We start from the raw sequence: 24130 nt of genomic DNA, 5'->3' as shown, positions 1-24130 counted from the left end.
GTCATCTGCAGCGTTGCCCCGGCCGGCTTGTTAACAGCGAAGTGCGGCGGTGGCGCTATTCTGTCATCTATCTCGCACACGTTGGTAAGGCAGCGTAAACAATCCTCGGTGACGTGTGCGTAGTCGTTCACAGCGTGGTGAGCAGATCGGAAGGTCCGGGACGGGACGAACGAGATCGGAGTTCTAGGTGGATCTCTTGTTGTTGACGGCCGACCCCAATCCGGAGTCGGTCCTGCCGTCGCTGTCGCTGCTCGCCCACAACGTGCGTGTCGCTCCGACGGAGGTGTCCTCCCTCATGGAGGCGGGCAACGCGGATGTGGCATTGGTCGATGCGCGCGCAGACCTCGCTGCGGCGCGGGGACTGTGCCGACTGTTGGGTAGCACCGGTTCGTCGGTGCCGGTGGCGGCTGTACTGACCGAGGGTGGGCTGGTCGCGGTCAATGCGGACTGGGGCATCGACGAGTTCCTGCTGCCGGGTACGGGGCCGGCGGAACTCGACGCGCGATTGCGTCTGCTGGTGGCACGCACCCGTGGCGTGGCGGCAGAGGAGACGTCGGGCAAGGTCACGCTGGGGGAGCTGGTCATCGATGAGGGGACGTACACCGCGCGACTGCGTGGACGTCCCCTCGACCTCACTTACAAGGAGTTCGAACTCCTGAAGTACCTGGCGCAGAACGCGGGTCGCGTGTTCACGCGCGCCCAGCTGCTCCAGGAGGTGTGGGGGTACGACTTCTTCGGTGGCACACGCACGGTCGACGTGCACGTGCGTCGTCTGCGTGCCAAGCTCGGCAGCGAACACGAGTCGCTCATCGGTACGGTTCGCAACGTCGGATACAAGGCGGTGCGGCCGACGCGCGGCCGGGCATCGGCTGCCGAAATCGCGGACACGGCGGAAGGTGTTGCGGCGGATGTCGACTCGGCCGACTTCGACCACGATCTCGACGGACCCGATCCCTTCGACGAGGAGTTCAGTGCCAGCGCCGGAAACTGACGAGATGCAGGTACGACGAGGCGCCGCTCCGGCGGAGGTGGCCGCCGAAGCGCACCGCATGGTGTGTGCGGCGACGTCCGCCGACGGTGTCGGACCGCTGTCGGACGACGCGGTCAAAGCGATTGACGCAGCACCGGATTCGCCTGTCGTCCACGTGTGGTCGAAGGGTGCCTACGCGAACATCGTGCCCGGTCGTGACGGCGAGCCGTCGATGATCGAGGTGGTCGTCGACCCGGAGCGGCGACGGCGGGGGCTGGGCCGATCGTTGCTCGACACCGCGTTCGCCGCGGCGCGACAGGACGGCCTCGAGGCGCGGGTGTGGGCGCACGGCGATCTTCCCGGTGCGGTGGTCCTCGCCTCGGCGATGGGGCTGCAGAAGCGTCGGGAACTGCTGCAGCTACGACGCCCCGTCGGGGAGGGACACGAACTCCCCGAGCTGGCAGTCGATCCGGGACTCACACTCCGGACCTACGCCGGGCCGGCGGACGATGCGGAGATCCTGCGCGTCAACAACGCCGCCTTCGACTGGCATCCCGAACAGGGCGGCTGGGAGCTGGATCAGATCACCGAGCGGGTTGCGGCCGACTGGTTCGACCCGGAGGGTCTCTTCCTGGCGTTCGACACCGAGGACCCGACACGGCTTCTCGGCTTCCACTGGACCAAACAACACGACGCCGATCTCGGCGAGGTGTACATCGTCGGCGTCGATCCGCAGGCTCAGGGGCGCGGGCTCGGTCGGCTGCTGACGCTGGCCGGACTCCACCACCTCGCACAGCGTGGTGTCGCCGAGATCAACCTCTATGTCGAAGGCGACAACACGGCGGCGTTGCACACGTATGAACGCCTGGGCTTCACCAGGTTTGCCGTCGACGTCGCCTACGGCTGAGTCGCGATCTCCCGCGCGCGGTGCTGCGCTGTGTGCTGATGCCGACCGTTCCGTAGCGCAGATCACTCCGGGGCGGGGTGCCGAGGTCACGGAGATATCCGCACCGGACTGCCTTGGTCGGTTCACCTGTCGTTCACCTTCTGGCGGGGATTCGGCCACCCGGCGCGCATAGCTTTCCCTTCGGACACTCCGGACACCCGAGCCTCGGGACGGAGCACGAGACGGAAAGGCAACACCTGCGGTGAGAATCAAGCGGAACGGCGCTCTGGCGGCGGTGTCGACGATCGCGGCATTGACCCTGGTGACGGCGTGTGGTGGGGGAGACACCCAGACGGTGAGTGGAGAGGGTTCCACTGCCCAGCAGAAGGCCATGGAGCACTTCAGCCAGATCCTCTCGGACGACAGCGACATCGTCCTCGACTACACCGGCAGCGGCTCCGGTGACGGCATCAAGAAGTTCATCGCCGGCGACGTCGACTTCGCGGGTTCGGACTCGGCCCTGAAGGGCGACGAGATCACCCAGGCCAAGGAACGCTGCAACGGTAACGATCCCTGGCATCTGCCGCTGGTCGTCGGACCGGTTGCGATCGCCTACAACCTCGAGGGCGTCGACAACCTCAAGCTCGACTCCGCCGTGATCGCCAAGATCTTCAACGGCAAGATCACCAAGTGGAACGATCCGGCGATCGCCGCACTCAACCCGGGTGTGCAGCTGCCCGGTGGCGACATCGTCCCGGTCTACCGCTCCGACAGCTCGGGCACGACCGACAACTTCCAGCGGTTCCTGCAGAACTCGGCGCCGAACGACTGGCCGTATGAGCACAGCAAGGAGTTCGCTCCCAAGAACGTCGGTTCGGGTGCGTCCAAGTCGACCGGAGTCGGTGACACCGTCAAGAAGACCCCCGGCTCGATCACCTACGTCGAGTGGGGCTTCGCCACCGAGAACGACCTCGGCGTCGCCGACATCGACTTCGGAGCAGGTCCGGTGGAGCTGAACGCCGCCAGCGCCGGCAAAGCCCTCGACGAGCTGGCCTTCAAGAACCCGGACAGCAAGGACCTGGTCGTCGACACCGACGCGCTGTTCGCGTCGAAGGCCCCGGGTGCCTACCCGCTGCTGCTGACGCCGTACTCCATCGTCTGCTCGGCGGGCTACTCCGACGATGCGACCAGCACCACCCTCAAGGACGCGTTCACGAAGATCCTCGGCGACGGCCAGACCGGCCTCGAGGAGATCGGCTACGTGCCGGTGCCGCAGAACTTCAAGGCCAAGCTGCAGGGCAGCATCGACGCGCTCGCCGGCAGCGGCAACGCCTGACGTGACACAACTGAACAGCGCGTGCGGGGCCGCCACGGTTTGCGGCCCCGCACGCGCGGTTGACACACTGACACGACTCTTCGCGTGTTGCACGGACTGTGAGCGGTGGACCGGGAAGTGGCCCCAATGACCAGAGCGGAAGCACAAGAGGGACGCATGACGTCGCTGAGCAAAGAGGATGGCGCGGTCTCGCCGGATTCGGACGGGCCGGCCCTTCACGGGCCGCCGGACGGAGCCGCACCCGGCGGCCTGGATTCGGCCGCCCGTCACCGCGTGGCCGACCAGGTCTTCCGCACCCTGGCGGTCGGTTCGGGATTCGTGGTCTCGCTCGTCATCGGACTCATCGCACTGTTCCTCCTCGCACAGGCCGCCCCGTCGCTGGCGAAGAACGAGGAGAACTTCTTCACCTACACCGGTGACTGGATCACGAGCGGCAGCCAGCTCGCATTCGGCATTCCGCAGCTGTTCTACGCGACGGTCGTCGTCGCCGTCATCGCTCTCCTGATCGCGATGCCGGTCGCGCTCGGGATCTCGATCTTCCTCACCGAGTACGCCCCCAAGCGCCTGGTCGGACCGATCACCTACACCGTCGACCTGCTGGCCGCGGTGCCCTCGATCGTGTACGGCCTCTGGGGCATCCTCGTTCTTGGTCCGGCGTTGGTCCCGGTGAACGAGTGGCTCGTCGGCCACCTCGGCTTCCTGCCGTTCTTCCAGCAGCCCACGCAGGTCGCGAACATGTCCACCGGCGGCACGCTGCTCACCGCGGGCATCGTGCTCGCCGTCATGATCCTCCCGATCATCACCGCGGTCACCCGCGAGGTCTTCATGCAGACGCCGAAGGGTCACCGCGAGGCGGCCCTCGCGCTCGGCGCGACGAAGTTCGAGGTCGTGAAGCTCGCGGTGCTCCCGTTCGGCTTCTCCGGCTACATCTCCGGGTCGATGCTCGGCCTCGGTCGCGCGCTCGGCGAGACCATGGCGCTGCTGCTGATCATCTCCACGGCCGGCCCGATGAACTTCAACCTCATGGAGAGCGGCGAGACCTTCGCGACCAAGATCGCGAACAACGCGGCCGAGTTCGACTCGCCCGCCAAGACCGGCGCCTACATCTCCGCCGGCCTCACCCTCTTCGTCCTGACCTTCGTCGTCAACGCCGCCGCCCGCGCGGTCGTCGCCGGAAAGAAGTGACCATGACCGTCACCACCTCGTCGCCCACGGCCGACCCGGTAAAGAAGCCCTCGGGCTTCACCCCGCTGGCCAAGCGTCGGCGCCTCACCGATCACGTCGTGCGCGTGACCGTCATCGCCGCGCTGCTCGTCGCGCTGGTGCCCCTGGTGTGGCTGGTCTCGACACTGGTCATCCGGGGCATCGAACCGCTGCTCGACATCGACTGGTGGACGCTGCCGGAACGCAAGGGCGGCGCCGCGAACGCCATCGTCGGCACGCTCATGCAGACCGCGCTGGCGGCCGTGATCTCGATCCCGCTCGGCATCTTCGTCGCCATCTACCTCGTCGAGTACGCCACCAAGAAGTCGGTGCTGGCCCGGGTCACCACCTTCATGGTCGACATCCTCTCCGGTGTCCCGTCGATCGTGGCGGCCCTGTTCGTCTACGCGGTCTGGCGCACCACCCTCGGCCTCCCGCGCTCCGGTTTCGTCGTGGCGATCGCGTTGGTGCTGCTGATGGTCCCGCTGGTGGTCCGCGCGACCGAGGAGATGCTCAAGATCGTCCCGCAGGACCTGCGTGAGGCGTCGTATGCACTGGGCATCCCGAAGTGGAAGACCATCGTGAAAATCGTGCTGCCGACGGCACTCTCGGGAATCGTGACCGGCGTGATGCTGGCCATCGCCCGCGTGATGGGGGAGTCGGCACCCGTGCTCATCCTGGTCGGCTCGACGCGAGCGATGAACTGGAATCCCTTCGACGGCAATCAGGAATCGCTACCGCTGATGATGGTGCAGCAGTACAACAACGGGCCCGGCGCCTTCGACAAGGTCTGGGGCGCGGCCCTGTGCCTGGTCATCCTCGTGGCCATCGTCTACTTCGGGGCCAAGATCGTCTCGAAGATCTTCGCGCCCAAGACCTCCTGAACACCTCTGTAGAAACGGAAAAGTCATGGCGAAGCGCCTCGACATCAAAGACCTGAACATCTACTACGGCGACTTCCACGCGGTGAAGGACGTGACCCTCGAGGTGCCGCCGCGCTGCATCACCGCCTTCATCGGCCCGTCCGGCTGCGGCAAGTCGACGGTGCTGCGCACCCTCAACCGCATGCACGAGGTCACCCCGGGGGCGTACGCCGAGGGCAGCGTGTTGCTCGACGGCGAGGACATCTACGGGCGCAACGTCGACCCGGTGAGCGTCCGGGCCACGATCGGGATGGTGTTCCAGCGGCCCAACCCGTTCCCGACGATGTCCATCAAGGACAACGTGGTCGCCGGTCTGCGTTTGCAGGGCGTGCGCAACAGGGCCGAGCTCGACGAGGTCGCGGAGCGCAGCCTGCGTGGTGCGAATCTGTGGGAAGAGGTCAAGGACCGCCTCGACAAGCCGGGCGGCGGCCTGTCCGGCGGTCAGCAGCAGCGCCTGTGCATCGCGCGGGCCATCGCGGTCTCGCCCGATGTGTTGCTGATGGACGAGCCGTGCTCAGCGCTCGACCCCATCTCGACCCTCGCGATCGAGGACCTGATGGGTGAACTCAAGAAGGAGTACACGATCGTCATCGTGACCCACAACATGCAGCAGGCCGCGCGCGTGAGCGACCAGACCGCTTTCTTCAACCTGGAGGGCGTCGGCCAGCCCGGGCAGCTCGTGGAGATCAGCGACACCGAGACGATGTTCTCGAATCCGTCGAAGAAGGCGACCGAGGACTACATCTCGGGTCGTTTCGGCTAGATCTGCGGCGATTTCACTCCGACAGGGTCCTTCCCGCCACGGGAGGGGCCCTGTCTGCATCTCACATGTTGATCAGAAGGATGACGAGCAGAGCGGCGAGCGAGGCGATGACACCGAGGTAGGTGATGATCTGCCGGCGGTGAGCGGCGGCCGCGGCGTCCTCGTCGGTCATCGCATTGAAGTCGGGTTCGATCGGCTGATGCTGGCCCATGCCCGCCACCATAACGGGGACCTGTGTGGCTGCGAAATCGTTTCCGGGCACAAACGGCCCCAGATGTTCACTGATATGAAGAGAGGCCGAGTTCAGTTCGTCGAACTGAATTCTCGGCCTCTCGAGATGTGTGCCCTCGCTCGCCCCGGGGAGGTGAGCGAGGAAGATCACCCGACGTTCTGGAACTGCTCGGGCGTCTTGCCGGTCGCGGTGAACACCACCCGGCGACCGATCAGCACGGCGTGATCGGCGAAGCGTTCGTAGTAACGGCCGAGCAGGGTCACATCGACGGCGGCGGCGACGCCGTGCTGCCATTCGCGGTCCATCAGGACGGTGAACAGGTGGCGGTGGAGGTCGTCCATCGCGTCGTCGTCCTCCTGCAGGCGCAGCGCGGCCTGGGGATCGCGGGTCTCGAGGACCTCGTGAGCGCTCTTCGCGAGGGACACCGCGAGCCGGCCCATCTCCGCGAAGTACCCGTTGACCTCCTCGGGGAGGGCCTTCGCGGGATGGCGTCGACGGGCGACCTTGGCGACGTGCAGGGCCAGCGCGCCCATCCGGTCGGCGTCGGCGACGATCTGGAAACCGCTGACGACGCCGCGGAGGTCCCCGGCGACGGGCGCCTGGAGTGCGAGAAGGGCGAAGGACTGCTCCTCGGCGCGGGCCGACAACTGCGTCATCCGCTCGGCGTCGCCGATGACCTCTTCGGCAACGGCGAGGTCGGCTTGCAGCAGTGCCTGGGTGGCTCGCGACATCGCGGTGCCCGCGAGTTCACACATCTCACCCAGGACGTGGGTCAGCGCCTCGAGTTGCTCTTGGTAGGCGGTACGCATGTTCCCAGGATACGTCGGGAATCGGTCCAGCCCGCCCACGGCCGATGAACGCAGCGTGAACGCCCGGTGCAGAACCTTCGATGTCGGTTCGTCCGGACCGGCCGGACTAGGTGCAGGTGGTGTCGCCCGCGTTGGTGACGGCGAGGTCGTTGGGCAGGTCACCGGAGTTCTCGGCCGGCGCGAGCTGCTCGACGTTCACTGTGGCGCCGGCGTCGGGCACCGACCCCAGCTCGCCGGTGAAGTCGGACCCGAGGATGAGTTCGACACCCGACTTGACCGTCCGGTCGAGCTGGATCTCGGCGCCGGGGAACATCGCGGCCAGCGTGGCGGCCGCGTTCTGCTGTCCCGGGCCGTACCGCACGACGGTGTCGTCCCGGTCCTCCGACGCGTCGGCGACGCCGCGGACGTCGAAGCCGTACGGGGTGAGCTGCTCGGAGACCTCGGCGGCCAGACCGGTGGTGGAGGTGCCGTTGAGCACGCGGACACCGACGTTGCCGGGGTTCTGCGCGGTGGCGTTGATCCGTCCCGGGGTCTCGGTCGAGTTCCGCGAACTCGGAGCCCGTGAGGGGGCCTTCGATGTCGGCTTCTTCTTCTCGACCTTCTCACCGGGCAGTGGGAGGTCGTCGATGATCGCGTTGAAGATCGCGTCGATGTCGTCGGTGCGCGGGATCTCGTTGTTCTGACCGTCCTCGGAGGTGCCGGAGGTGGGGATGGTCAGGAAGGAGACGCGGCCGGCCTCGATGCCCTGCATCGACTCGGCGAGATTGATCAGCGACTGGGTGTCCACACCGTCGACGTAGCTGTACTCGATGAAGGTGTTGACGATGCTGTTGAGCTTGTTCGGGTTGGACAGCACGTTGCCCGACAGTGTCGACCGCAGCAGCGACGACATGAACAGCTGCTGGCGCTTGATGCGGCCGTAGTCGCCGTTGCCCTCCGAGGCGATGTTGCGGGCGCGGACGTAGTTGAGCGCGCGGCGACCGGTCAACTTCTGCTTGCCGGGCTTACGGAGGATGTGGCCGATCTCGTAGTCGTAGAGCGGGACGGTCGAACAGACCTCCACGCCACCGATCGCACGGACGACCTTCTCGAAACCGTAGAAATCCATGCCGATGAAGTGGTTGATGTTGAGACCACTCATCTGGGTGATCACGCGGACCAGGCACTGCGGGCCGCCGTAGAAGTAGACGCTGTTCAGCTTCACGCCGGTCTGTGCCGGCATCTCCGCGCCGTACTCACCGGATTCGTTGTCCCACGAGTTGCAGGCGGGCTGGTCCACTTGGAGATCGCGCGGAAAGGACACCGCGACGACGCGCTCGCGGTTGGCCGGGACGTTGACCAGGATGACGGTGTCCGAACGCGCACCCTCGGCGTCGGCAGTGGTTCCTGCACCCACCTTCGCGTTGTTGCCGCCGCGCGTGTCGGTGCCGACGATCAGGTAGGTCTCGTCACCGTTCTGGGCGTCTTTGTTGCGGATGTTCTTGTCTTCGGCGTCGACGGCGGTGACGTTGCGCCAGTTGCCGTTCCACGACTGCAGGTAGTTCCAGACGAAACCGGTGCCGACCAGGGCGGTCACACACGCGATGGCCACCAGGATGCGTCCGGTGGCGGTGGTCTTGCGGACGAGTGAGCCGCGGCGGTCGCCGTCGCCGCGTCCCGGATGGCGGCGAGGGGTCTGGCGGAGTTGCAGCGGACCGGTCAGGTCGGGGGTTCGTTCGAGCGGTTCACGCCGGGCGGGCGGCTCGCTCGGGGTGGCGGGCGGCACCATGGCGTCCTGGGCGCGCGACTCCTCGATGGCCCGCTTCGCGGTGGCCCGGTCCGACAGGTCGGGTGCCGGGTCGCCGGGCTTGTCACCGATCGTGGGGATCTTCTGGGTGACGTCGTTGCCGAAGTGATGGATCTCGGTGGGACGATCGTCGCCCGCGGGCTGGCCCCGGTCGCTCCGTCCGAGCGGGGGACGCGGGGGCGGGACCTGGTCGGGTTGCGCCGGGTCGAAGCGACGCGACCGGCCGCGGGTGGTGGGCGGGATGGACGCGGATCGACCGGCCGGGGGTGCCTGGTCGGGGGCGTCGGCGCGGGAACGTCCACGACGCGGGGTGTCGGTCGGAGGTGTCCGCGGCTCCTCCGCGTTCATCTGCTCCATGAGCTCGCGGACGGTCAGACGCGTCCGCCCGCGGACGAAACGATCGCTGGCACGCGGTTCACGGAGACTCGGGTGCGCACTCGACGCGGAGGCATCCTGGGCGCGTGGTTCCAGCGGGGGACGGCGGTCGTTCGCATCGTCCGGGCGCCCGGCACGACGGCCACGACGAGACCTGTTGGCCTCGTCCCCCGCCTCCGGTTCGTCCGGGCCCGATGTCCAACGACTCAATGCACGTTCCTCATGCCCCGAGGTCTACAAAGCGCCAACCGCGCGTCGGGGCTGGTCGACGCGGTGCGCACGCACGTACGGACCCGGCAGGCCGGGACCTCCGCGCCATCTTACTGATCACACCTGAGAAGAGGCCTCAGCCAGAGGTGCGTTGTGACGGTTTTCGCAGAACGTGTCAGCCGCCGGAGTGCATGATCTCCGCGCCGGCGGGCACGACGTCCTCGTCGGGATCGTCGAGCCAGCCGTCGGGCAGCGCGACCTTCGCCGGCGAACCCTGACGGCCTCGCGGACCGTGGCCGTCGCTGGGGAACGGCGCGTCGGCGGGCAGTTCGGACAGCAGTTCCCGTAGCTCGTCGACGCTGCCGACGAGTGCCATCCGCCGCCGGATCTCCGAGCCGGCCGGGAATCCCCGCAGGTACCACGCCACGTGCTTGCGGATCTCGCGGCAGCCCTTCATCTCCCCGTGGTGGTCGACGAGCAGCTGGCAGTGCCGGACCATGATCTCGGCGACCTCGCCCAGGTTCGGAGGAGTGGGTGCGTCGAATCCGTTGAGCTCGGCGGCGAGTTCGGCGAACAGCCACGGGCGTCCGAGGCAGCCGCGGCCGACGACGACACCGTCGCAGCCGGTCCGGTTCATCATCGCGACAGCGTCGGCGGGCTCGAAGATGTCACCGTTGCCCAGGACCGGCACCGAGGTGACGTGCTCCTTCAGACGGGCGATCTCGTTCCAGTCGGCCTCGCCGGAGTACCGCTGTGACGCGGTCCGGGCATGCAGGGCGACCGCCGCGGCACCCTCCTCGGCGGCGATGCGGCCGGCGTCGAGGTGCGTGCGGTGGTCGTCGTCGATGCCGATGCGGAACTTGACGGTGACCGGGATGTCGGTGCCCTCGGTGGCCCGGACGGCAGCCGCGACGATCTTGCGGAACAGCGTCCGCTTGTAGGGGATGGCCGAGCCGCCGCCCTTACGCGTCACCTTCGGTACCGGGCAGCCGAAGTTCATGTCGATGTGGTCGGCGAGGTTCTCGTCGACGATCATCTTCGCGGCCTCGTATGTGTACTCCGGATCGACCGTGTACAGCTGCATCGACCGCGGGTTCTCGTCGGGCCCGAAGGTGGTCATGTGCATCGTCACCGGATGGCGTTCGACGAGTGCGCGAGCGGTCACCATCTCGCAGACGTACAGGCCGGAGACGGTTCCGGTGCGGGCGAGTTCGAGTTCACGGCACAGTGTGCGGAACGCGACGTTGGTGACACCGGCCATCGGGGCGAGCACGACGGGGCTCGCGAGTTCGATGGAACCGATGCGGAGTTTCGCGGACGACGCAGAACCGGCGCCTTCGGAGGTCGAAGGCGCCGGGCTGCTCAGGGTCGTGCTCAGGATGCCTGCTGCTCCCGCTTCTTGGCCTCGCGGGCGAGCGAACGATCGCGCATCTCCTCGAAGCGGATGGTGTCCTTCTCGAGCTGCTCGAGGAAGGCGGCCAGCTCCTCGCGGACCTTCTCGCCCTCGGCGGTGAAGTCGTCGCGCTCGAAGACGTTCCACTTGCGCAGAACCGGCATGACGACCTCTTCGAGGTGCTGGCGGAGGTCGTAGATGCCGTGCTTGGCCATCAGCACGCCGTGCCGACGGAAGTTGGGCATACCTGCGCCGGGCATCTGGAAGTTGGTCACGATGTCGGTGACCGCGCGCAGCGTCTGGTCGGGGGCGATGTCGAAGCCCGCGCCGCAGATGTTGCGGTAGAAGATCATGTGCAGGTTCTCGTCGGCCGCGATGCGCTGCAGCATCTTGTCGGCGATGGGGTCGTTGCAGGCCTTGCCGGTGTTGCGGTGGCTGACGCGGGTCGCGAGCTCTTGGAAGGTCACGTACGCGACCGAGTGGAGGAGGCCCAGTTCGTCGGCGTGCTCCTCGAGTTCGTCGACGCGGCCGGCGTCCGCCAGCATCGGGTCGTAGCCGTTGGTCATGTGGATCATCCGGGCCTCTTCGAGGGCGACCGGATCGACACCGCGGGTGACCACGAGGTAGTCGCGCATGACAATGCCGTGGCGGTTCTCCTCGGCGGTCCAGCGACCGACCCAGTGGCCCCACGCGGAGTCCATCGAGAAGTTGTCGGCGATGACCCGGTGGTACGAGGGCAGGTTGTCCTCGGTCAGCAGGTTCGTGATCATCGCGGCCTTGGCGACCTCGTCGAGGTGCGACTGCTCGGGGTCGTAGTCGACGCCGCCGAGGGCGGCGAAGTTGCGGCCCTCGTCCCACGGGACGTAGTCGTGCGGGTTCCAGTCCTTGGCGGTCTTCAAGTGGCGGTTGACGTTGTCCTCGGCAACGGGGGCGAGCTCCTTGAGAAGCTCGAGTTGCGTCAGCTCGCGTGCCATATAGATGTCCTCCGAAACGGTGTCCGCGTGTGTCGTCGTACGTGTGTCGTCATTGTCAGCCTCGCGGCGGTGCCACGAGTGTGATCGCGACATCGTCGTGGGCGGGTCGCGCCCACCCGGGCGGATCTTGGGTGGTCTCGGACACGCGGCCGCGCAGCCCTACCCCCACTGGTCAAAGCTCTAGCCTACGGCACTCGGGACCGCGTCCCAAGTCCGTCAGTGATGCTGTCGTGTCCTGCTGGTGCCGACGTTACGACCGTCCCCGGTGGTTTCGGTCACGGTCGTCGTGGCCGGCCGCCCGGCGGTCTCGTCGCAGGTGGGCAGGGTCCCTGCCGGTGTCAGTCCTTGCTGCGGGGCCGGGCGAAGAAGGCGCCGGTGGTCGTCATCCACTGTTCGGCGGCCTCGTCGAGGTTGCCGAATTCGCGGGCCTTCTCACACCACCGCATCGCCGCCCGGCCGAACTCCATCGGGTTGTAGACGTCTTCCTCCTTGTTCCACAGGCCGTCGCCCGCATAGGTGAGGATGGTGATGTTGGTGGCGGTGATGAGGCTCTGGTCGCCGGGGTCGCGCATCGGGTTGTCGACCTCGCAGATCACCCGGCTCGTCGGGGCGTCGACGACGTGCCACAGCGAAGGAAACGACGTCATGTGGCTGCCGGGGAAGGCCGTCATGGTGCGCCAGGCCCAGGCCCGGATCTCCTCGCGGCCCCGCATCGTGCCCAGCGCGTGCTCTACGAAGTCGGCGTCCTCGGTGAACATGTCGGCGTAGCGGTCCCAGTCTCCGCCGGCCGCGACCTCGGCGACCGTGCGCTGGAACCCTGCAAACGCCTCGTTCAGTTCGTCGGCGCTGAAGGTCCCGGTGGTGTCGGTGACTTTCTCGGTGGATTTCATCGTCGCCGATCCTAGGGTTCGGATGGTGTCCTCCGGCCGCGTTTCGCGACACTCGGTAGCATTCGGTGCCTACGCATCCGCCCGAAGGCATGGGTGCAAGGGCCGATGAGGACGACATGTACCAGGTAGGGGACCTGATCGCGGGGTACCGCGTCCTCGACGTGCTCGGACGAGGCGGCATGGGCGACGTCTACAAGGCGGCCCATCCCCGGCTCCCACGGTCGGACGCTCTCAAGGTCCTGCGGTCGGGTCATGCCACGGACCCGGTCTTCCGCGCCCGGTTCGAGCGGGAGGCCGACATCGTCGCGCCGTTGCACCATCCCAATGTCGTGACCGTCTACGACCGCGGTGTCTTCGACGGGCAGCTCTGGATCGCGATGGAGTACGTACCCGGTATCGACGTCGCGCGGATGCTCGCGGCCGACTCGCCGCTCGACCCCCGGCTGGCGTGCACGATCGTCACCGGGGTGGCGGCCGGACTCGACGCCGCCCACCGTCGCGGGATCATGCACCGCGACATCAAACCCGCCAACATCCTCGTCACCCCCGGCGTCGGTGGCGGTCCCGGCAACACCGGGTCGCTGCCCCCGGAGGCGGTGAAGGTCACCGACTTCGGCATCGCGCAGGTGCTCGACGAGGTCACGAACCTGACCGGCACCGGCATCACGATCGGGACGATGCACTACGCGTCGCCCGAGCAGATCGAGGGTCGCCGAGTCGACGCCCGCAGCGACATCTACTCGCTCGGGGCGACCGCCTACGAACTCCTGACCGGTGCACCGCCTTTCGACTCCCCGTCGTTGCACGGCCTGATGACTGCGCACATGTACCACGAGCCGCCGGCGGCGAGCAGTCGCAACGGGGCGTTGCCGACCGCGGTCGACGGGGTGCTCGCACGGGCGATGGCCAAGAACCCCGACGACCGGTATCCGGCCGCGGGTGAGTTCGCCGACGCCCTCCGCGATGCCTTCGACACCCGCCAGACCCTCGTCGGGTCGGGTCTGCAGCCGACTCCCGGTGGCTATCGGTCTTCTTCGGGGCAGGCCCCGGTGGCGCCGGCCACCGGACACCCGACATCGTCTGCGGCGCCTCATGATCAACCGACCGATCCGACGACCCGAGCGCGATTGGGGCCACCGCGGAGCGTCTCGGCAGAGACCCTGCACGGATGGTCGCCCGCGCCCGCCGCGGAACCGGCCCGGCCGGCCCGCCGTGGTGTCGCCACGGTGGTCGCGATCGGGGCGTCGCTGGCGCTGATCGCCGGAATCCTCGGTGCCGGAGCGGCATTCGTGAGCACCTCCGCGGGGAATCTGGAGACCCCCAGTCCGCCCGATGCGGAGGTGTCGACGACGGCGGTCGAACTGTCCTGGAGCCACGTCGACGATGCGACGAACTACGTGGTCACCCAGAACGACGAGGTGATCTACTCCGGTCCGGGCACCAAGTTCACCGCGCCGCGTCCCGTACCGGGGACCTACACCTATCAGGTCGCCGCGCAGGACGAGGACGGCCGGACCTCCGAGTTCTCCCGCAACTCCGAGGCGGTCGACGTCTTCATGACGTGGGGCGAACTGCAACCCATCGCCGACCTCTACCACGACCTGGTGCCGGCATCACCGTTGAGCACCAACGGTTTCGACGGCATGCGGTGCTGGGGCGAGGACGGCGACCTCGCGTTCGAGTCGTCCAAGCGCACGGTCTGGTGCACCCGCTACCTCGACGAGGAGGCCAAGAACGCCGACTACCAGGTGATCATCGACGTGTACGACACCCCCGAGGAGGCGCGGGCCGCGGCCGACGTGACCGCGTACAACCTGCGCGGGACCGGTTACACGACGGCCCAGGGCCACACCGGCACGCTGTATCTCTCGGACAAGCAGCGCGATCAGGGGCAGGCCATCCTCGCCCACGACACCGGTGACCGCGCGCAATCGGTTGTGTGGGTAGTGGTTCCCGGCAAGACGGCCGCAGCCGCGGCCGATCTGCTGAAGAGGCTGCCGATCTGATGGCGCAACCGGTCACCACCCAGCCCGCGGGGCCGCCCACCACCCCGCCGCGTACGCCGACCCTGCGGCCGTGGACCATCGCGTTGATCGTCCTCGCCGTGCTGTTGACGGCGGTCGGCTCGTTCTTCTCCGTGCGGGCGTTCACCAGCGTCGACGTGCCGGACACGCCCACCGGTCTGACACTCGACGCCGGTACGGGACGCCTCGTCGCGACCTGGGAACCGGTTCCGGGGGCGACGGGTTATCAGCTCGTCCGCGACGACGGGTTCGTCGTCTACCGCGGTACGGAGACCGAGGTCCTCGACGCGGCCGTGCCCGCGGGTGAGCACACCTACCGGGTGGCCGCACTGGACGGGAACGCCGTCTCGCCGCCGAGCCCGCCGCAGTCGGTACGGACCGGCGCGAGCTGGGGTGTCTACGCGCCACTCGTCGAGCAGTTCCCCGAACTCCTCCCGCAGACGCCGGACACCGCCGCGAAGTGGAACGACACCGAGTGCGTCCGCCGATACGCCGGTGGCCGCGACGAGGTCGGCCCGTCGGAGACCGGAAACGGCAAGGTGCGCACCGTGTTCGTGGTGCGCTGTGCCGCCGGGGCCGTCGACCGCCCCTTCGGCGTGTTCTGGTTCGCCTCGAGGGATGCGCTCAACGCCGAGTACTCCCGGTCGTCGGCGACCTCGCGTCCGGTGCGGTGGAGGCACGGCACCGGCCTGATCGACGAGAACGGTCGCGGCGTCTTCAAGATCACCGACGACCCGGCCCGGGAACTGGCGATGATCGTGGTGTTGCAGACCCCCGCCCAGAACGTCCTCGAGATGGTCGATTCGATGCCGATCTGAGTCCTCCTCGAGGGGATCGGTGGCAACCTGGACGAGCGACTGAGACGAACACACATCCGGGGTCTCCCGCGTGCGGCATGATGGCGTGGGGGCCCGGGGCCGGGACGGAAAGGCTGGTGTCATGCAGCGGTTGAGTGGTTTGGATGCGTCGTTCCTCTACCTGGAGACCCGCAGCCAGCTGATGCACGTCATCGGTCTCGTGGAGATCGATCCGAGCACCATGCCGGACGGGTACGACTTCGCCAAGCTGCGTGCGGAGATGGAGCGGCGCGTCGCCGCGATCCCGGCCTTCCGCCGCAAACTCGACAACTCCGTCTTCAACATCGACCACCCCGTGTGGATCGAGGACGAGGACTTCGACATCGAGCGTCACGTCCATCGGGTGGCCGTGCCCGCACCGGGCGGTGCCGGTGAGGTCGCCGAACTGTGCGGTCATCTCGCCGGTCAGACCCTCGACCGGGGCAAGCCGCTATGGGAACTGTGGATCATCGAGGGACTGTCCAACGGCCGTATCTGCGCGATGCTGCGCATGCACCACGCCGGCACGGACGGTGTCACCAGCGCCGAGATGCTCGCCCAGATGTGCACCCTCACACCGGAACCACCTGAACTCGACTCGTCGAAGATCCGCGAGTCGGCCGGTCCGCCGTCGCGCGCGACGATCGCCGCGACGGGGGCGCTCAACTACTTCGTCCAGCGCCCGCTGGCGATGGCCAAACTGCTGCCGCGAACGGTCAGCGTGCCGGTCGGGTGGCTGCGCCGCGCCCAGCACCAGTCGGCCATGCCCGCTCCGTTCATGGCGCCCCGGACGCGGTTCAACTCGACGATCACGCCCCATCGCAGCATCGGCCTCAGCCAACTGTCGCTCGACGACGTCAAGCGGGTGAAGAACCACTTCGGGGTGAAGATCAACGACGTCGTCCTGGCCTTGGTCGGCGGTGCGCTGCGCACCTACCTTCTCGAACACGACGAACTGCCCGACAAACCGCTCGTCGGGATGGTGCCGGTGTCGGTGCACGATGCCGACGAGAAAGATCTCGTGGTCGAGGGGACCAACAAGGTGACCGGGATGTTCACCCAGTTGCCCACCGACATCGAGGATCCAGTGGAGCGACTCGAGAAGCAGGCGGAGTTCAGCCGTACGTCGAAGGAACACCACGCCGAGATCGACGCCAACATCCTGCGATCCTGGGCGCAGTTCGCGCCCGGGACCACGTTGTCGACGGCGATGAAGGTCTACGGCAACCGGAAGCTGGCGTCGGCGCATCCGCCGATCTTCAATGTCCTCGTGTCGAACGTCGCCGGTCCCGACTTCCCGTTGTACTTCCTCGGTTGTCGGGTCACCGCGGTCTACCCGCTCGGACCGATCTTCCACGGACTCGGCCTGAACATCACGGTGTTCTCCGCCGACGGGAACCTCAACATCGGCATCCTGGCGTGCACCGATCAGACCCCCGACCCGTGGGAGATCGCCAACGCGTTCGACGATCAGCTCAAGCAGCTGCTCGCCGCCTGCGACTGAACGTCTACTCTCCCCGTCCGCCCGCGAGCTGGTCCAGCCAGACGCGTGCGGACGCGTCGGACGGCGACCGCCAGTCGCCGCGGGGCGACAACGAACCGCCCGAACCGATCTTGGGGCCGTTGGGCATCGCGGTGCGCTTGAACTGGTTGCCCATGAAACGCTTCAGGAAGACGCCGAGCCAGTGCTCGATGGTCGCGGCGTCGTACTCGTTGCGCTTGTCCTCGACGAGCAGCTCCGACCACGGCCCGCTCGAGCGGTCACCCCAGGCCTGCCGGGCGAGGTAGACGACCTTGGTCGGCCGGTACCCGAATCGAGTGACGTGGTAGAGGAAGAAGTCGTGGAGCTCGTACGGCCCGACGGTGTCCTCGGTGGACTGGATCTTGCCGTCGTCGCCGGCCGGGACGAGCTCGGGGGAGATGACGTCGTCGAGGATCTCGGCGAGCACCTCGGTGGTCTCCGCCGAATGGTGGCTGTTGCTGATCATCCACCGGATCAGGTGCTGGATCAGGGTTTTCGGCACCGACCCGTTGACGTTGTAGTGGGACATCTGGTCGCCGACACCGTAGGTGCACCAGCCGAGCGCGAGCTCGGACAGGTCGCCGGTGCCGAGGACGATGGCGCCGTGATGGTTCGCCAGCCGGAACAGGTGCGATGTGCGTTCGCCCGCCTGCACGTTCTCGAACGTGACGTCGTAGACCTTCTCGCCGCGGGAGTACGGGTGGTCGAGATCGGCGAGCATCTGCTCGCACGACGGCCGGATGTCGATCTCCTTGCCGCTCACGCCGAGTGAGTTCATCAACACGTGTGAGCGACGCAGCGTCGCGCCGCCGGTGGCGAAACCGGGCATCGTGTAACCCAGGATGTTGGTGCGGGGCAGGCCGAGTCGGTCGAAGGTGTCGACCGCGACGAGCAGGGCGAGGGTCGAGTCGAGGCCGCCGGAGACGCCGATGACGATCTTGTCGATACCTGTCGATCGCAGGCGCTGGGCGAGTCCCTGCACCTGGATGTGGCGGACCTCGGCACACCGCTCGTCGCGGTCGGCGGAATCGGCCGGTACATAGGGGAACCGGGGCACGACACGGCGCAGCACATCGTCGTCGCCGCCCAGCTCGCCGAATGAGAAACCGATGCGGCGCAACGACTTCAGGCGATCGGAGTAGTCGCCGGCCTGGTCGCGCAGGCTGATCATCCGCATGCGTTCCTGCCGGATCCGATCGAGGTCGATGTCGGCGGAGATCACCTGATCGGTGGTCGCGAACTGTTCGCTCCGTGCGAGTAGGGAACCGTTCTCGGTGATGAGGGCGTCACCGTCCCAGGCGAGATCGGTCGTGGACTCGCCGTAACCCGCAGCGACATAGACGTGCCCGGAGATCGTGCGCGCGGAATGGCCGGTGCACAGGTTCTTCCGGTAGGACTCCTTGCCGACGGTGACCGGGCTGCCGGAGAGATTGGCCAGCACGGTTGCGCCACCGAGAGCGGCCCAGGTGCTCGGCGGGATCGCCACCCAACCGTCCTCACAGATCTCCACATGCAGTGCGAAGCCGGGCAGATCGGCGGCCTCGAAGATCAGATCGGCCCCGAACGGGACCTCCTCGCCTTCGACGGTCACCGTGGTGGGCACCGCGTCGCGGGCCGCGGAGAAGAACCGCTGCTCGTAGAACTCGCGATAGTTCGGCAGATACGACTTCGGGACCACGCCCAGCACCGCCCCGTCGCGGATCACGGCCGCGCAGTTGAACAGTCCGTCGCCGACGACCATCGGCAGACCCACGACGACCAGCGGCCGGAGACCCCTGCTGGCCGCGACGATCTCACCGAGCGCGACGCGGCAGCCGTCGATCAGCGCGTCCTGGTGGAACAGGTCGTCGACGCTGTAGCCGCACAGCCCGAGTTCGGGGAAGACCACCAGCGCGGCGCCGTCGTCGGCGGCCTGCCGCATCAACTCGATGGTGCGTGCGGCGTTCGCGGCGGGTTCGGCGATCGTGAGGACGGGCACGGCACCCGCGACCCGAACGAAGCCGTTTGCGTAGACAGACACGTCGACAACAGTAAACGGCGCGGTGTGCGGTGGGCGCGATGTCTGTCGTCAGGCCCGCCACCACGTGTCGTCGAGTTCGACCGGCGTCGTGCGCTTGTGGCGATTGCGGTGCCAGGCCGCCTCGATCCTCTCCGCCGTCTCGACCGGGACCTCGCGGCCCTCGAGGTAGTCGTCGATGTGCTCGTAGGTCAGGCCCAACTCGTCCTCGTCGGTCTGGCCCGCCTTCTCGTCGAGCAGGTCGGCGGTCGGGACCTTCGCCCACAGTTGCCGCGGCGCGCCGAGGTGACGCAGCAGCGACCGGCCCTGGCGTTTGTTCAGACCGGCCAGCGGCAGGATGTCCGCGGCGCCGTCGCCGTACTTGGTGAAGAAGCCGGTGACGTTCTCCGAGGCATGGTCGGCGCCGACGACCAGGAGCCCGCGATCGCCGGCCACCGCGTACTGGGCGACCATGCGGTGGCGTGCCTTGGCGTTGCCCTTGGTGAAGTCGGTGAGCGCGGTGCCCGTCGCCTCCGAGATCTCGTCGTTGAGGGCGTCCACCCCGGGCGCGACGTTGACGGTCAGCGTCTCGTCGGCCGCCACGAACTCGACGGCCGCCGCGGCGTCGTCCTCGTCGTGCTGCATCCGGTAGGGCAGGCGCATGCCCACGAACACCGCGTCACCACCGTCGGCGCGGACGCGCTCGACCGCGATCTGGGCCAGGCGTCCGGCGAGGGTCGAGTCGACGCCGCCGGAGATGCCGAGCACATACCCCGAGGCGCCGATCGTGCCCAGGTAGTCGGTGAGGAATCGCACCCGCCGCTCGACCTCGTCGGCCGGATCGATCGAGGGTTTGACCCCCAGGACGTCGATGATGGTCCGCTGGGTCTCACGCATTCGCGCTCCAATGCTCGCTCGGGGTCTCCGTCGACCAGCCGAGGTCACTCCTCGCGGGGTATCCGGACGCCGACGAGGTGGGCGTCGGGGTCCGGGGTCATACCGAGTCGATCCCAGGGCTGCGACACGGTGAGTACCGCATAAGCGGATGTCGGAAACCGATCTATGGGACCGGAGGGGTCGAGCGTGAGCGCGGTCTGCGGCATCCCGGGTTCGTGACCGACGACGAGCAGCGTGGACGCCTCGACAGGCGCATGGATGCGGATGGCCTCCAGCACGTCGTCGGCGTCGCCGCCGTAGATGTCCTCGACGTAGGCGACCGGCGCCCGGACGCCGGTCCGCTCGAGGGTCTGGCGGGTCCGGGTCGACGTCGAGCACAGCACCGCGTCGACGCGCAGGCCCTCGTCGGACATCCACCGTCCCGCGAGAGCGGCCTGGCGATCGCCGCGTTCGGCCAGTGGACGGTCGTGGTCACGCGTCGCCGGGGGATAGCCCGACTTGCCGTGACGCATCAGGATCAGCGTCCGCATGCCGCTCATGCGATCCCGGTGCGCCGGGATCCGGCCGGATAGGCGTCGGGGTCGGCGGCGATGGTGCGCAGCAGGCGGACGGTCGCGCGCCACGCCGCGGCCTCCTGGCGGAGGAAGGCGGCGTGCTCGTGCTCGTCGTGCAACTCGGCCTCGTCGGCCAGCGCATCGAACTCGAGATGTTCGTCGACGGCACAACCGATGAGTTCGTCCAGAGTCGTGCAGTCGGCGCAGGCCCGCTCGATCGCGGCCGCGTCGAGGGTGGCCAGGCGTTCCAGATCCGACCGATACCGCATGGTTGTCGAATGTACGCCGTCGGCGCTGGTTGCCGGCGTTGCGACACCGGGTGCAGCGTCGCCGACCGGTGCCCGATTCGGGCGCGGGGTCCGCGACGCCCTTACCCTTGTGGACGTGCACACCTGGGTACCCGCGCTCCTGGCGGTGCTGGCGGCGTTGTTGATCGCGGCCGGCACCGTGCTGCGGCAGCGTGCGTCGCGGGTCAGCGGGGCGATCACCGCCGGATGGTGGGTGGGTGCCGTCATCGCGCTCTGCGGCTTCGGCCTACAGGCGTCCGCGCTGGGTCTCGGGTCGATCCTGCTGGTGCAGCCCCTCGTCGTGCTGGCCGTGCTGTTCGCGCTGCCACTGGAGGCCTGGGCCGATCACCGGCATCCCGCGCGGATCGAGTGGGCGTGGGGTGGGGTGCTGGTCGCCTGCGTCGCGACCTTCCTCCTCGTCTCCCGGCCGGAGCCGTCACTCCGAAGACCGGATGCGCTCCTGCTGTGGGCCACGGTCGGGGCAGTCGTCGGGATCGTCGTCGGCCTGGTGTTGCTGGCACGGCGCTCCAGCCCGCACTACAAGGCACTGTTCTACGGGCTCGTCGCAGGCACGATGTTCGGGGTCTCGGCGCTGCTGGTCAAGGCGGTGATCTATCAGATCACCCACGAGTTCTGGCGCACCTTCGTCCAGCCGGAGATCTACCTGTTCGTGCTGGTCGTGGTCGGTGCGGTGGTGGCGCAGCAGCTCGGTTTCGGAGCGGGTGACCTGCAGACCTCGTTCCCGTCGATGACGGTCGCCGAGCCTGCGGTCGCGATGGTGCTCGGCGTGCTGCTGCTCGGCGAGAACCTCAACGTCTCCGTGCCCACTGCGATGTTCCTGGGCATCGTGCTCGCGATCATGATCCGGGCGGTGTGCGAGCTGGCGAAACTGTCGGCCGTCCGCGGATACGAACAGGCGGTCGCCGCAGAAGCGGAGATGCCGCCGACCGCTGGGCGGTCGGCGGCATGATCGAGCCGTGATCAGACGGTACTGAGCCCGCCTGCTCCGATCAGCCCTCGACCAGCTCCGCGATGCCCTCGGCCCACTCCTCGGCCTGCTTGGCGGGCTTGACCGACGACGAGCTGTCGTGGCGGGCGTGCTCGCCGACCTGAACCGCGCCACGCTTCGTCAGCATCTCGGCGACGATCTCGCCGCCGCGGTTGAAGGTGTCGTAGATCGAGTCGCCGAGCCCGAACACGGCGAAGCGCAGTCCGCTCAGGTCGGGGTTGACGCTCTCGAGCTCGTCGGCGAACGGCTCGGCGCCGGTGGGCAGCTCGCCCTCGCCGTAGGTCGAGCAGACGATCACCAGGAAGTCGGCGGGATCGAGGTCCTCGACCGCGTACTCACTCATGTCGTAGATCGAGGGATCGTGCTGGTTGAGCGCGTCCGCGATCGCGTCCGCGACGAGCTCACCCGTTCCGGTCTCGGTTCCGTAGAGGATGACGACCGACATATGCAGAACTCCTCTCGACGTCGGCTTTTCGCCAGAGAGGCTAGCCTAACCCGCTCTCCGTGGCTAAATCGCAGGTGGGAAGGGGGTTGGAAGAAATACTTGGATGTCCTACTATGTGGTGACAGAGGCCATAACCCCGAACTCCCGGACCGGGGCGCTCGCCGCCGGCTCACAGGCCGGCGAGGCAGGTCCGAAAGCTCCGAATACACGTCAAGGCCGTCGAGGCCGGAAGACCCGACCAGACAACCCCCAGAGAAGAATCAAAGGTGATCTGAAGTGTCCGCTCCCGCTGTCCCGTCCATCCCGCACTTCCTGAACGGCAAGCGCGTCACCGCCGAGGGCGGCCGCTTCGCCGACGTCTTCAACCCCAGTACCGGTGCCGTGCAGGCCCAGGTGCCGCTCGCCTCGACCGACGAGGTCGCCGCCGCCATCGCCACCGCGTCCGAGGCACAGAAGGAATGGGCCGCGTGGAACCCGCAGCGTCGCGCGCGCGTCCTCATGCGCTTCGTCGACCTGGTCAACAAGAACGCCGACGAGCTCGCGACCACCCTGTCGCTCGAGCACGGCAAGACCCACGCCGACGCCCTCGGCGACATCCAGCGCGGCATCGAGGTCATCGAATTCGCCATCGGCATCCCGCATCTCATCAAGGGTGAGTTCACCGAAGGTGCCGGCGGCGGCATCGACGTGCACTCGATCCGCCAGCCGCTCGGTGTGGTCGCCGGCATCACGCCGTTCAACTTCCCGGCCATGATCCCGCTGTGGAAGGCCGGCCCCGCGCTCGCCTGCGGTAACGCCTTCATCCTCAAGCCGAGTGAGCGCGACCCCTCCGTGCCGGTCCGCCTCGCCGAATTGTTCACCGAGGCAGGGCTTCCCGACGGCGTCTTCCAGGTCGTCCACGGTGACAAGGAAGCGGTCGACGCGCTGCTCACCCACCCGGACGTCAAGGCCCTCGGCTTCGTCGGCAGCTCCGACATCGCGCAGTACATCTACTCGACCGCCGCCGCCCACGGCAAGCGTTCGCAGTGCTTCGGTGGCGCCAAGAACCACGCGATCATCATGCCCGACGCCAACCTGGACCAGGTCGTCGATGCGCTGATCGGTGCCGGTTACGGCAGCGCCGGCGAGCGTTGCATGGCCATCTCGGTCGCGGTCCCGGTCGGTGAGGAGACCGCAGACCGTCTGCGCGCCAAGCTGATCGATCGCGTCAACGCGCTGCGCGTCGGCCACAGCCTCGACCCGAAGGCCGACTACGGTCCGCTGGTCACCGCCGCCGCTCTCGAGCGCGTCCGCGGTTACATCACCAAGGGCGTCGACGAGGGCGCCGAGATCGTCATCGACGGCCGCGAGCGCACCAGCAACGAGCAGACCTTCGGGGATGACGACATCTCGAAGGGCTTCTTCATCGGCCCGACCCTGTTCGACCGGGTCACCAAGGACATGTCGATCTACACCGACGAGATCTTCGGTCCGGTGCTCACCATCGTCCGCGCCGGCGACTACGAAGAGGCTCTCGCTCTCGCGTCGGATCACCAGTACGGCAACGGTGTTGCGATCTTCACCCAGGACGGCGACGCTGCCCGCGACTTCACCGCGCGGGTCGAGGTCGGCATGGTCGGCGTGAACGTGCCGATCCCGGTTCCGGTGGCGTACTACACCTTCGGTGGCTGGAAGCGTTCGGGCTTCGGCGATCTCAACCAGCACGGCCCGGCGTCGATCCAGTTCTACACCAAGACCAAGACGGTCACGACCCGTTGGCCGTCCGGCATCAAGGACGGCGCCGAGTTCGTCATCCCGACGATGGACTGAG

At 67.7% G+C, this 24130-nt stretch carries 22 protein-coding genes; 11 read left to right on the top strand and 11 right to left on the bottom strand.

Going from position 1 to position 24130, the window contains the following annotated elements:
- Window positions 1–187: 187 nt before the first annotated feature.
- The 6 genes from GOALK_RS09875 (at window position 188) to pstB (ending at window position 6081) form a co-directional block, all read left to right on the top strand.
- The gene (locus tag GOALK_RS09875) at window positions 188–991 is read left to right on the top strand and encodes a winged helix-turn-helix domain-containing protein (protein ID WP_006358666.1); all 804 of its coding nucleotides are present in this window, start codon (window positions 188–190) and stop codon (window positions 989–991) included.
- 4 nt (window positions 992–995) lie between these two features.
- Window positions 996–1877, top strand: a complete 882-nt coding sequence (gene mshD / locus GOALK_RS09870) for a mycothiol synthase (RefSeq protein WP_006358665.1) — start codon at window positions 996–998, stop codon at window positions 1875–1877.
- Between the two features lie 241 nt (window positions 1878–2118).
- Complete coding sequence (pstS, locus tag GOALK_RS09865; protein WP_006358664.1) at window positions 2119–3192, top strand: phosphate ABC transporter substrate-binding protein PstS; 1074 nt, start codon at window positions 2119–2121, stop codon at window positions 3190–3192.
- Window positions 3193–3348: 156 nt separating this feature from the next.
- A complete protein-coding gene (gene pstC / locus GOALK_RS09860; protein WP_006358663.1) occupies window positions 3349–4377 on the top strand; it encodes a phosphate ABC transporter permease subunit PstC in 1029 nt (342 codons plus the stop codon).
- Between the two features lie 2 nt (window positions 4378–4379).
- The gene (gene pstA / locus GOALK_RS09855; protein WP_006358662.1) at window positions 4380–5279 is read left to right on the top strand and encodes a phosphate ABC transporter permease PstA; all 900 of its coding nucleotides are present in this window, start codon (window positions 4380–4382) and stop codon (window positions 5277–5279) included.
- Between the two features lie 25 nt (window positions 5280–5304).
- A complete protein-coding gene (gene pstB / locus GOALK_RS09850; protein WP_006358661.1) occupies window positions 5305–6081 on the top strand; it encodes a phosphate ABC transporter ATP-binding protein PstB in 777 nt (258 codons plus the stop codon).
- 61 nt (window positions 6082–6142) lie between these two features.
- Here the strand turns inward: pstB and GOALK_RS24030 are convergent, their stop codons facing one another.
- From GOALK_RS24030 to GOALK_RS09825, 6 genes are all read right to left on the bottom strand, one after another.
- A complete protein-coding gene (locus tag GOALK_RS24030; protein ID WP_164905310.1) occupies window positions 6143–6292 on the bottom strand; it encodes a hypothetical protein in 150 nt (49 codons plus the stop codon).
- Between the two features lie 167 nt (window positions 6293–6459).
- Window positions 6460–7122 (bottom strand): phosphate signaling complex protein PhoU, encoded by a 663-nt coding sequence (phoU, locus tag GOALK_RS09845; protein WP_006358659.1) that lies wholly within the window; start codon window positions 7120–7122, stop codon window positions 6460–6462.
- Window positions 7123–7228: 106 nt separating this feature from the next.
- The gene (locus GOALK_RS09840; protein ID WP_006358658.1) at window positions 7229–9493 is read right to left on the bottom strand and encodes an LCP family protein; all 2265 of its coding nucleotides are present in this window, start codon (window positions 9491–9493) and stop codon (window positions 7229–7231) included.
- Between the two features lie 175 nt (window positions 9494–9668).
- Window positions 9669–10754 (bottom strand): tRNA dihydrouridine synthase DusB, encoded by a 1086-nt coding sequence (gene dusB / locus GOALK_RS09835; protein ID WP_006358657.1) that lies wholly within the window; start codon window positions 10752–10754, stop codon window positions 9669–9671.
- A gap of 113 nt (window positions 10755–10867) precedes the next feature.
- Window positions 10868–11860 (bottom strand): acyl-ACP desaturase, encoded by a 993-nt coding sequence (locus tag GOALK_RS09830; RefSeq protein ID WP_035755837.1) that lies wholly within the window; start codon window positions 11858–11860, stop codon window positions 10868–10870.
- A 338-nt stretch (window positions 11861–12198) separates the two neighbouring features.
- A complete protein-coding gene (locus tag GOALK_RS09825; protein WP_006358655.1) occupies window positions 12199–12750 on the bottom strand; it encodes a nuclear transport factor 2 family protein in 552 nt (183 codons plus the stop codon).
- 116 nt (window positions 12751–12866) lie between these two features.
- On the opposite strand from GOALK_RS09825, the gene GOALK_RS09820 reads away from it, so the two are divergent.
- The 3 genes from GOALK_RS09820 to GOALK_RS09810 all read left to right on the top strand — a co-directional run bounded on the left by GOALK_RS09820 (window position 12867) and on the right by GOALK_RS09810 (window position 17114).
- Window positions 12867–14756: a protein kinase domain-containing protein gene (locus GOALK_RS09820; RefSeq protein ID WP_006358654.1), complete on the top strand. Its 1890-nt coding sequence runs from the start codon at window positions 12867–12869 to the stop codon at window positions 14754–14756.
- Complete coding sequence (locus GOALK_RS09815; RefSeq protein ID WP_006358653.1) at window positions 14756–15592, top strand: fibronectin type III domain-containing protein; 837 nt, start codon at window positions 14756–14758, stop codon at window positions 15590–15592. The genes GOALK_RS09820 and GOALK_RS09815 overlap by 1 nt, the downstream gene beginning before the upstream one ends.
- 121 nt (window positions 15593–15713) lie before the next feature.
- A complete protein-coding gene (locus GOALK_RS09810; protein WP_006358652.1) occupies window positions 15714–17114 on the top strand; it encodes a WS/DGAT/MGAT family O-acyltransferase in 1401 nt (466 codons plus the stop codon).
- Window positions 17115–17118: 4 nt separating this feature from the next.
- On the opposite strand, the gene GOALK_RS09805 is transcribed toward GOALK_RS09810, so the two are convergent.
- From GOALK_RS09805 to GOALK_RS09790, 4 genes are read right to left on the bottom strand one after another with little or no spacing between them, the layout of a single operon-like run.
- Entirely contained in the window at window positions 17119–19152 is a 2034-nt protein-coding gene (locus GOALK_RS09805) for an NAD(+) synthase (protein ID WP_006358651.1), read from the bottom strand.
- 48 nt (window positions 19153–19200) lie between these two features.
- Complete coding sequence (gene nadE, locus GOALK_RS09800; protein WP_006358650.1) at window positions 19201–20025, bottom strand: NAD(+) synthase; 825 nt, start codon at window positions 20023–20025, stop codon at window positions 19201–19203.
- Window positions 20026–20069: 44 nt separating this feature from the next.
- Complete coding sequence (locus GOALK_RS09795) at window positions 20070–20564, bottom strand: SixA phosphatase family protein (RefSeq protein WP_006358649.1); 495 nt, start codon at window positions 20562–20564, stop codon at window positions 20070–20072.
- Window positions 20561–20848 (bottom strand): hypothetical protein, encoded by a 288-nt coding sequence (locus tag GOALK_RS09790; RefSeq protein WP_006358648.1) that lies wholly within the window; start codon window positions 20846–20848, stop codon window positions 20561–20563. Before GOALK_RS09790 ends, GOALK_RS09795 begins: the two co-directional genes overlap by 4 nt.
- 115 nt (window positions 20849–20963) lie before the next feature.
- On the opposite strand from GOALK_RS09790, the gene GOALK_RS09785 reads away from it, so the two are divergent.
- Window positions 20964–21836, top strand: a complete 873-nt coding sequence (locus GOALK_RS09785; protein WP_035755857.1) for a DMT family transporter — start codon at window positions 20964–20966, stop codon at window positions 21834–21836.
- 40 nt (window positions 21837–21876) lie between these two features.
- On the opposite strand, the gene GOALK_RS09780 is transcribed toward GOALK_RS09785, so the two are convergent.
- Window positions 21877–22320, bottom strand: a complete 444-nt coding sequence (locus GOALK_RS09780; protein WP_006358646.1) for a flavodoxin domain-containing protein — start codon at window positions 22318–22320, stop codon at window positions 21877–21879.
- Window positions 22321–22596: 276 nt separating this feature from the next.
- Here GOALK_RS09780 and GOALK_RS09775 point away from each other — a divergent pair, with 276 nt between their 5' ends.
- Window positions 22597–24129, top strand: a complete 1533-nt coding sequence (locus GOALK_RS09775) for a CoA-acylating methylmalonate-semialdehyde dehydrogenase (protein WP_006358645.1) — start codon at window positions 22597–22599, stop codon at window positions 24127–24129.
- The last annotated feature ends 1 nt before the right edge of the window (window position 24130 follow it).

The organism is Gordonia alkanivorans NBRC 16433 (genome assembly GCF_000225505.1).
Classification (GTDB): domain Bacteria; phylum Actinomycetota; class Actinomycetes; order Mycobacteriales; family Mycobacteriaceae; genus Gordonia; species Gordonia alkanivorans.
Note: the sequence above shows the minus strand (reverse complement) of the source record. Positions and strands in the feature narration are given on the sequence as shown.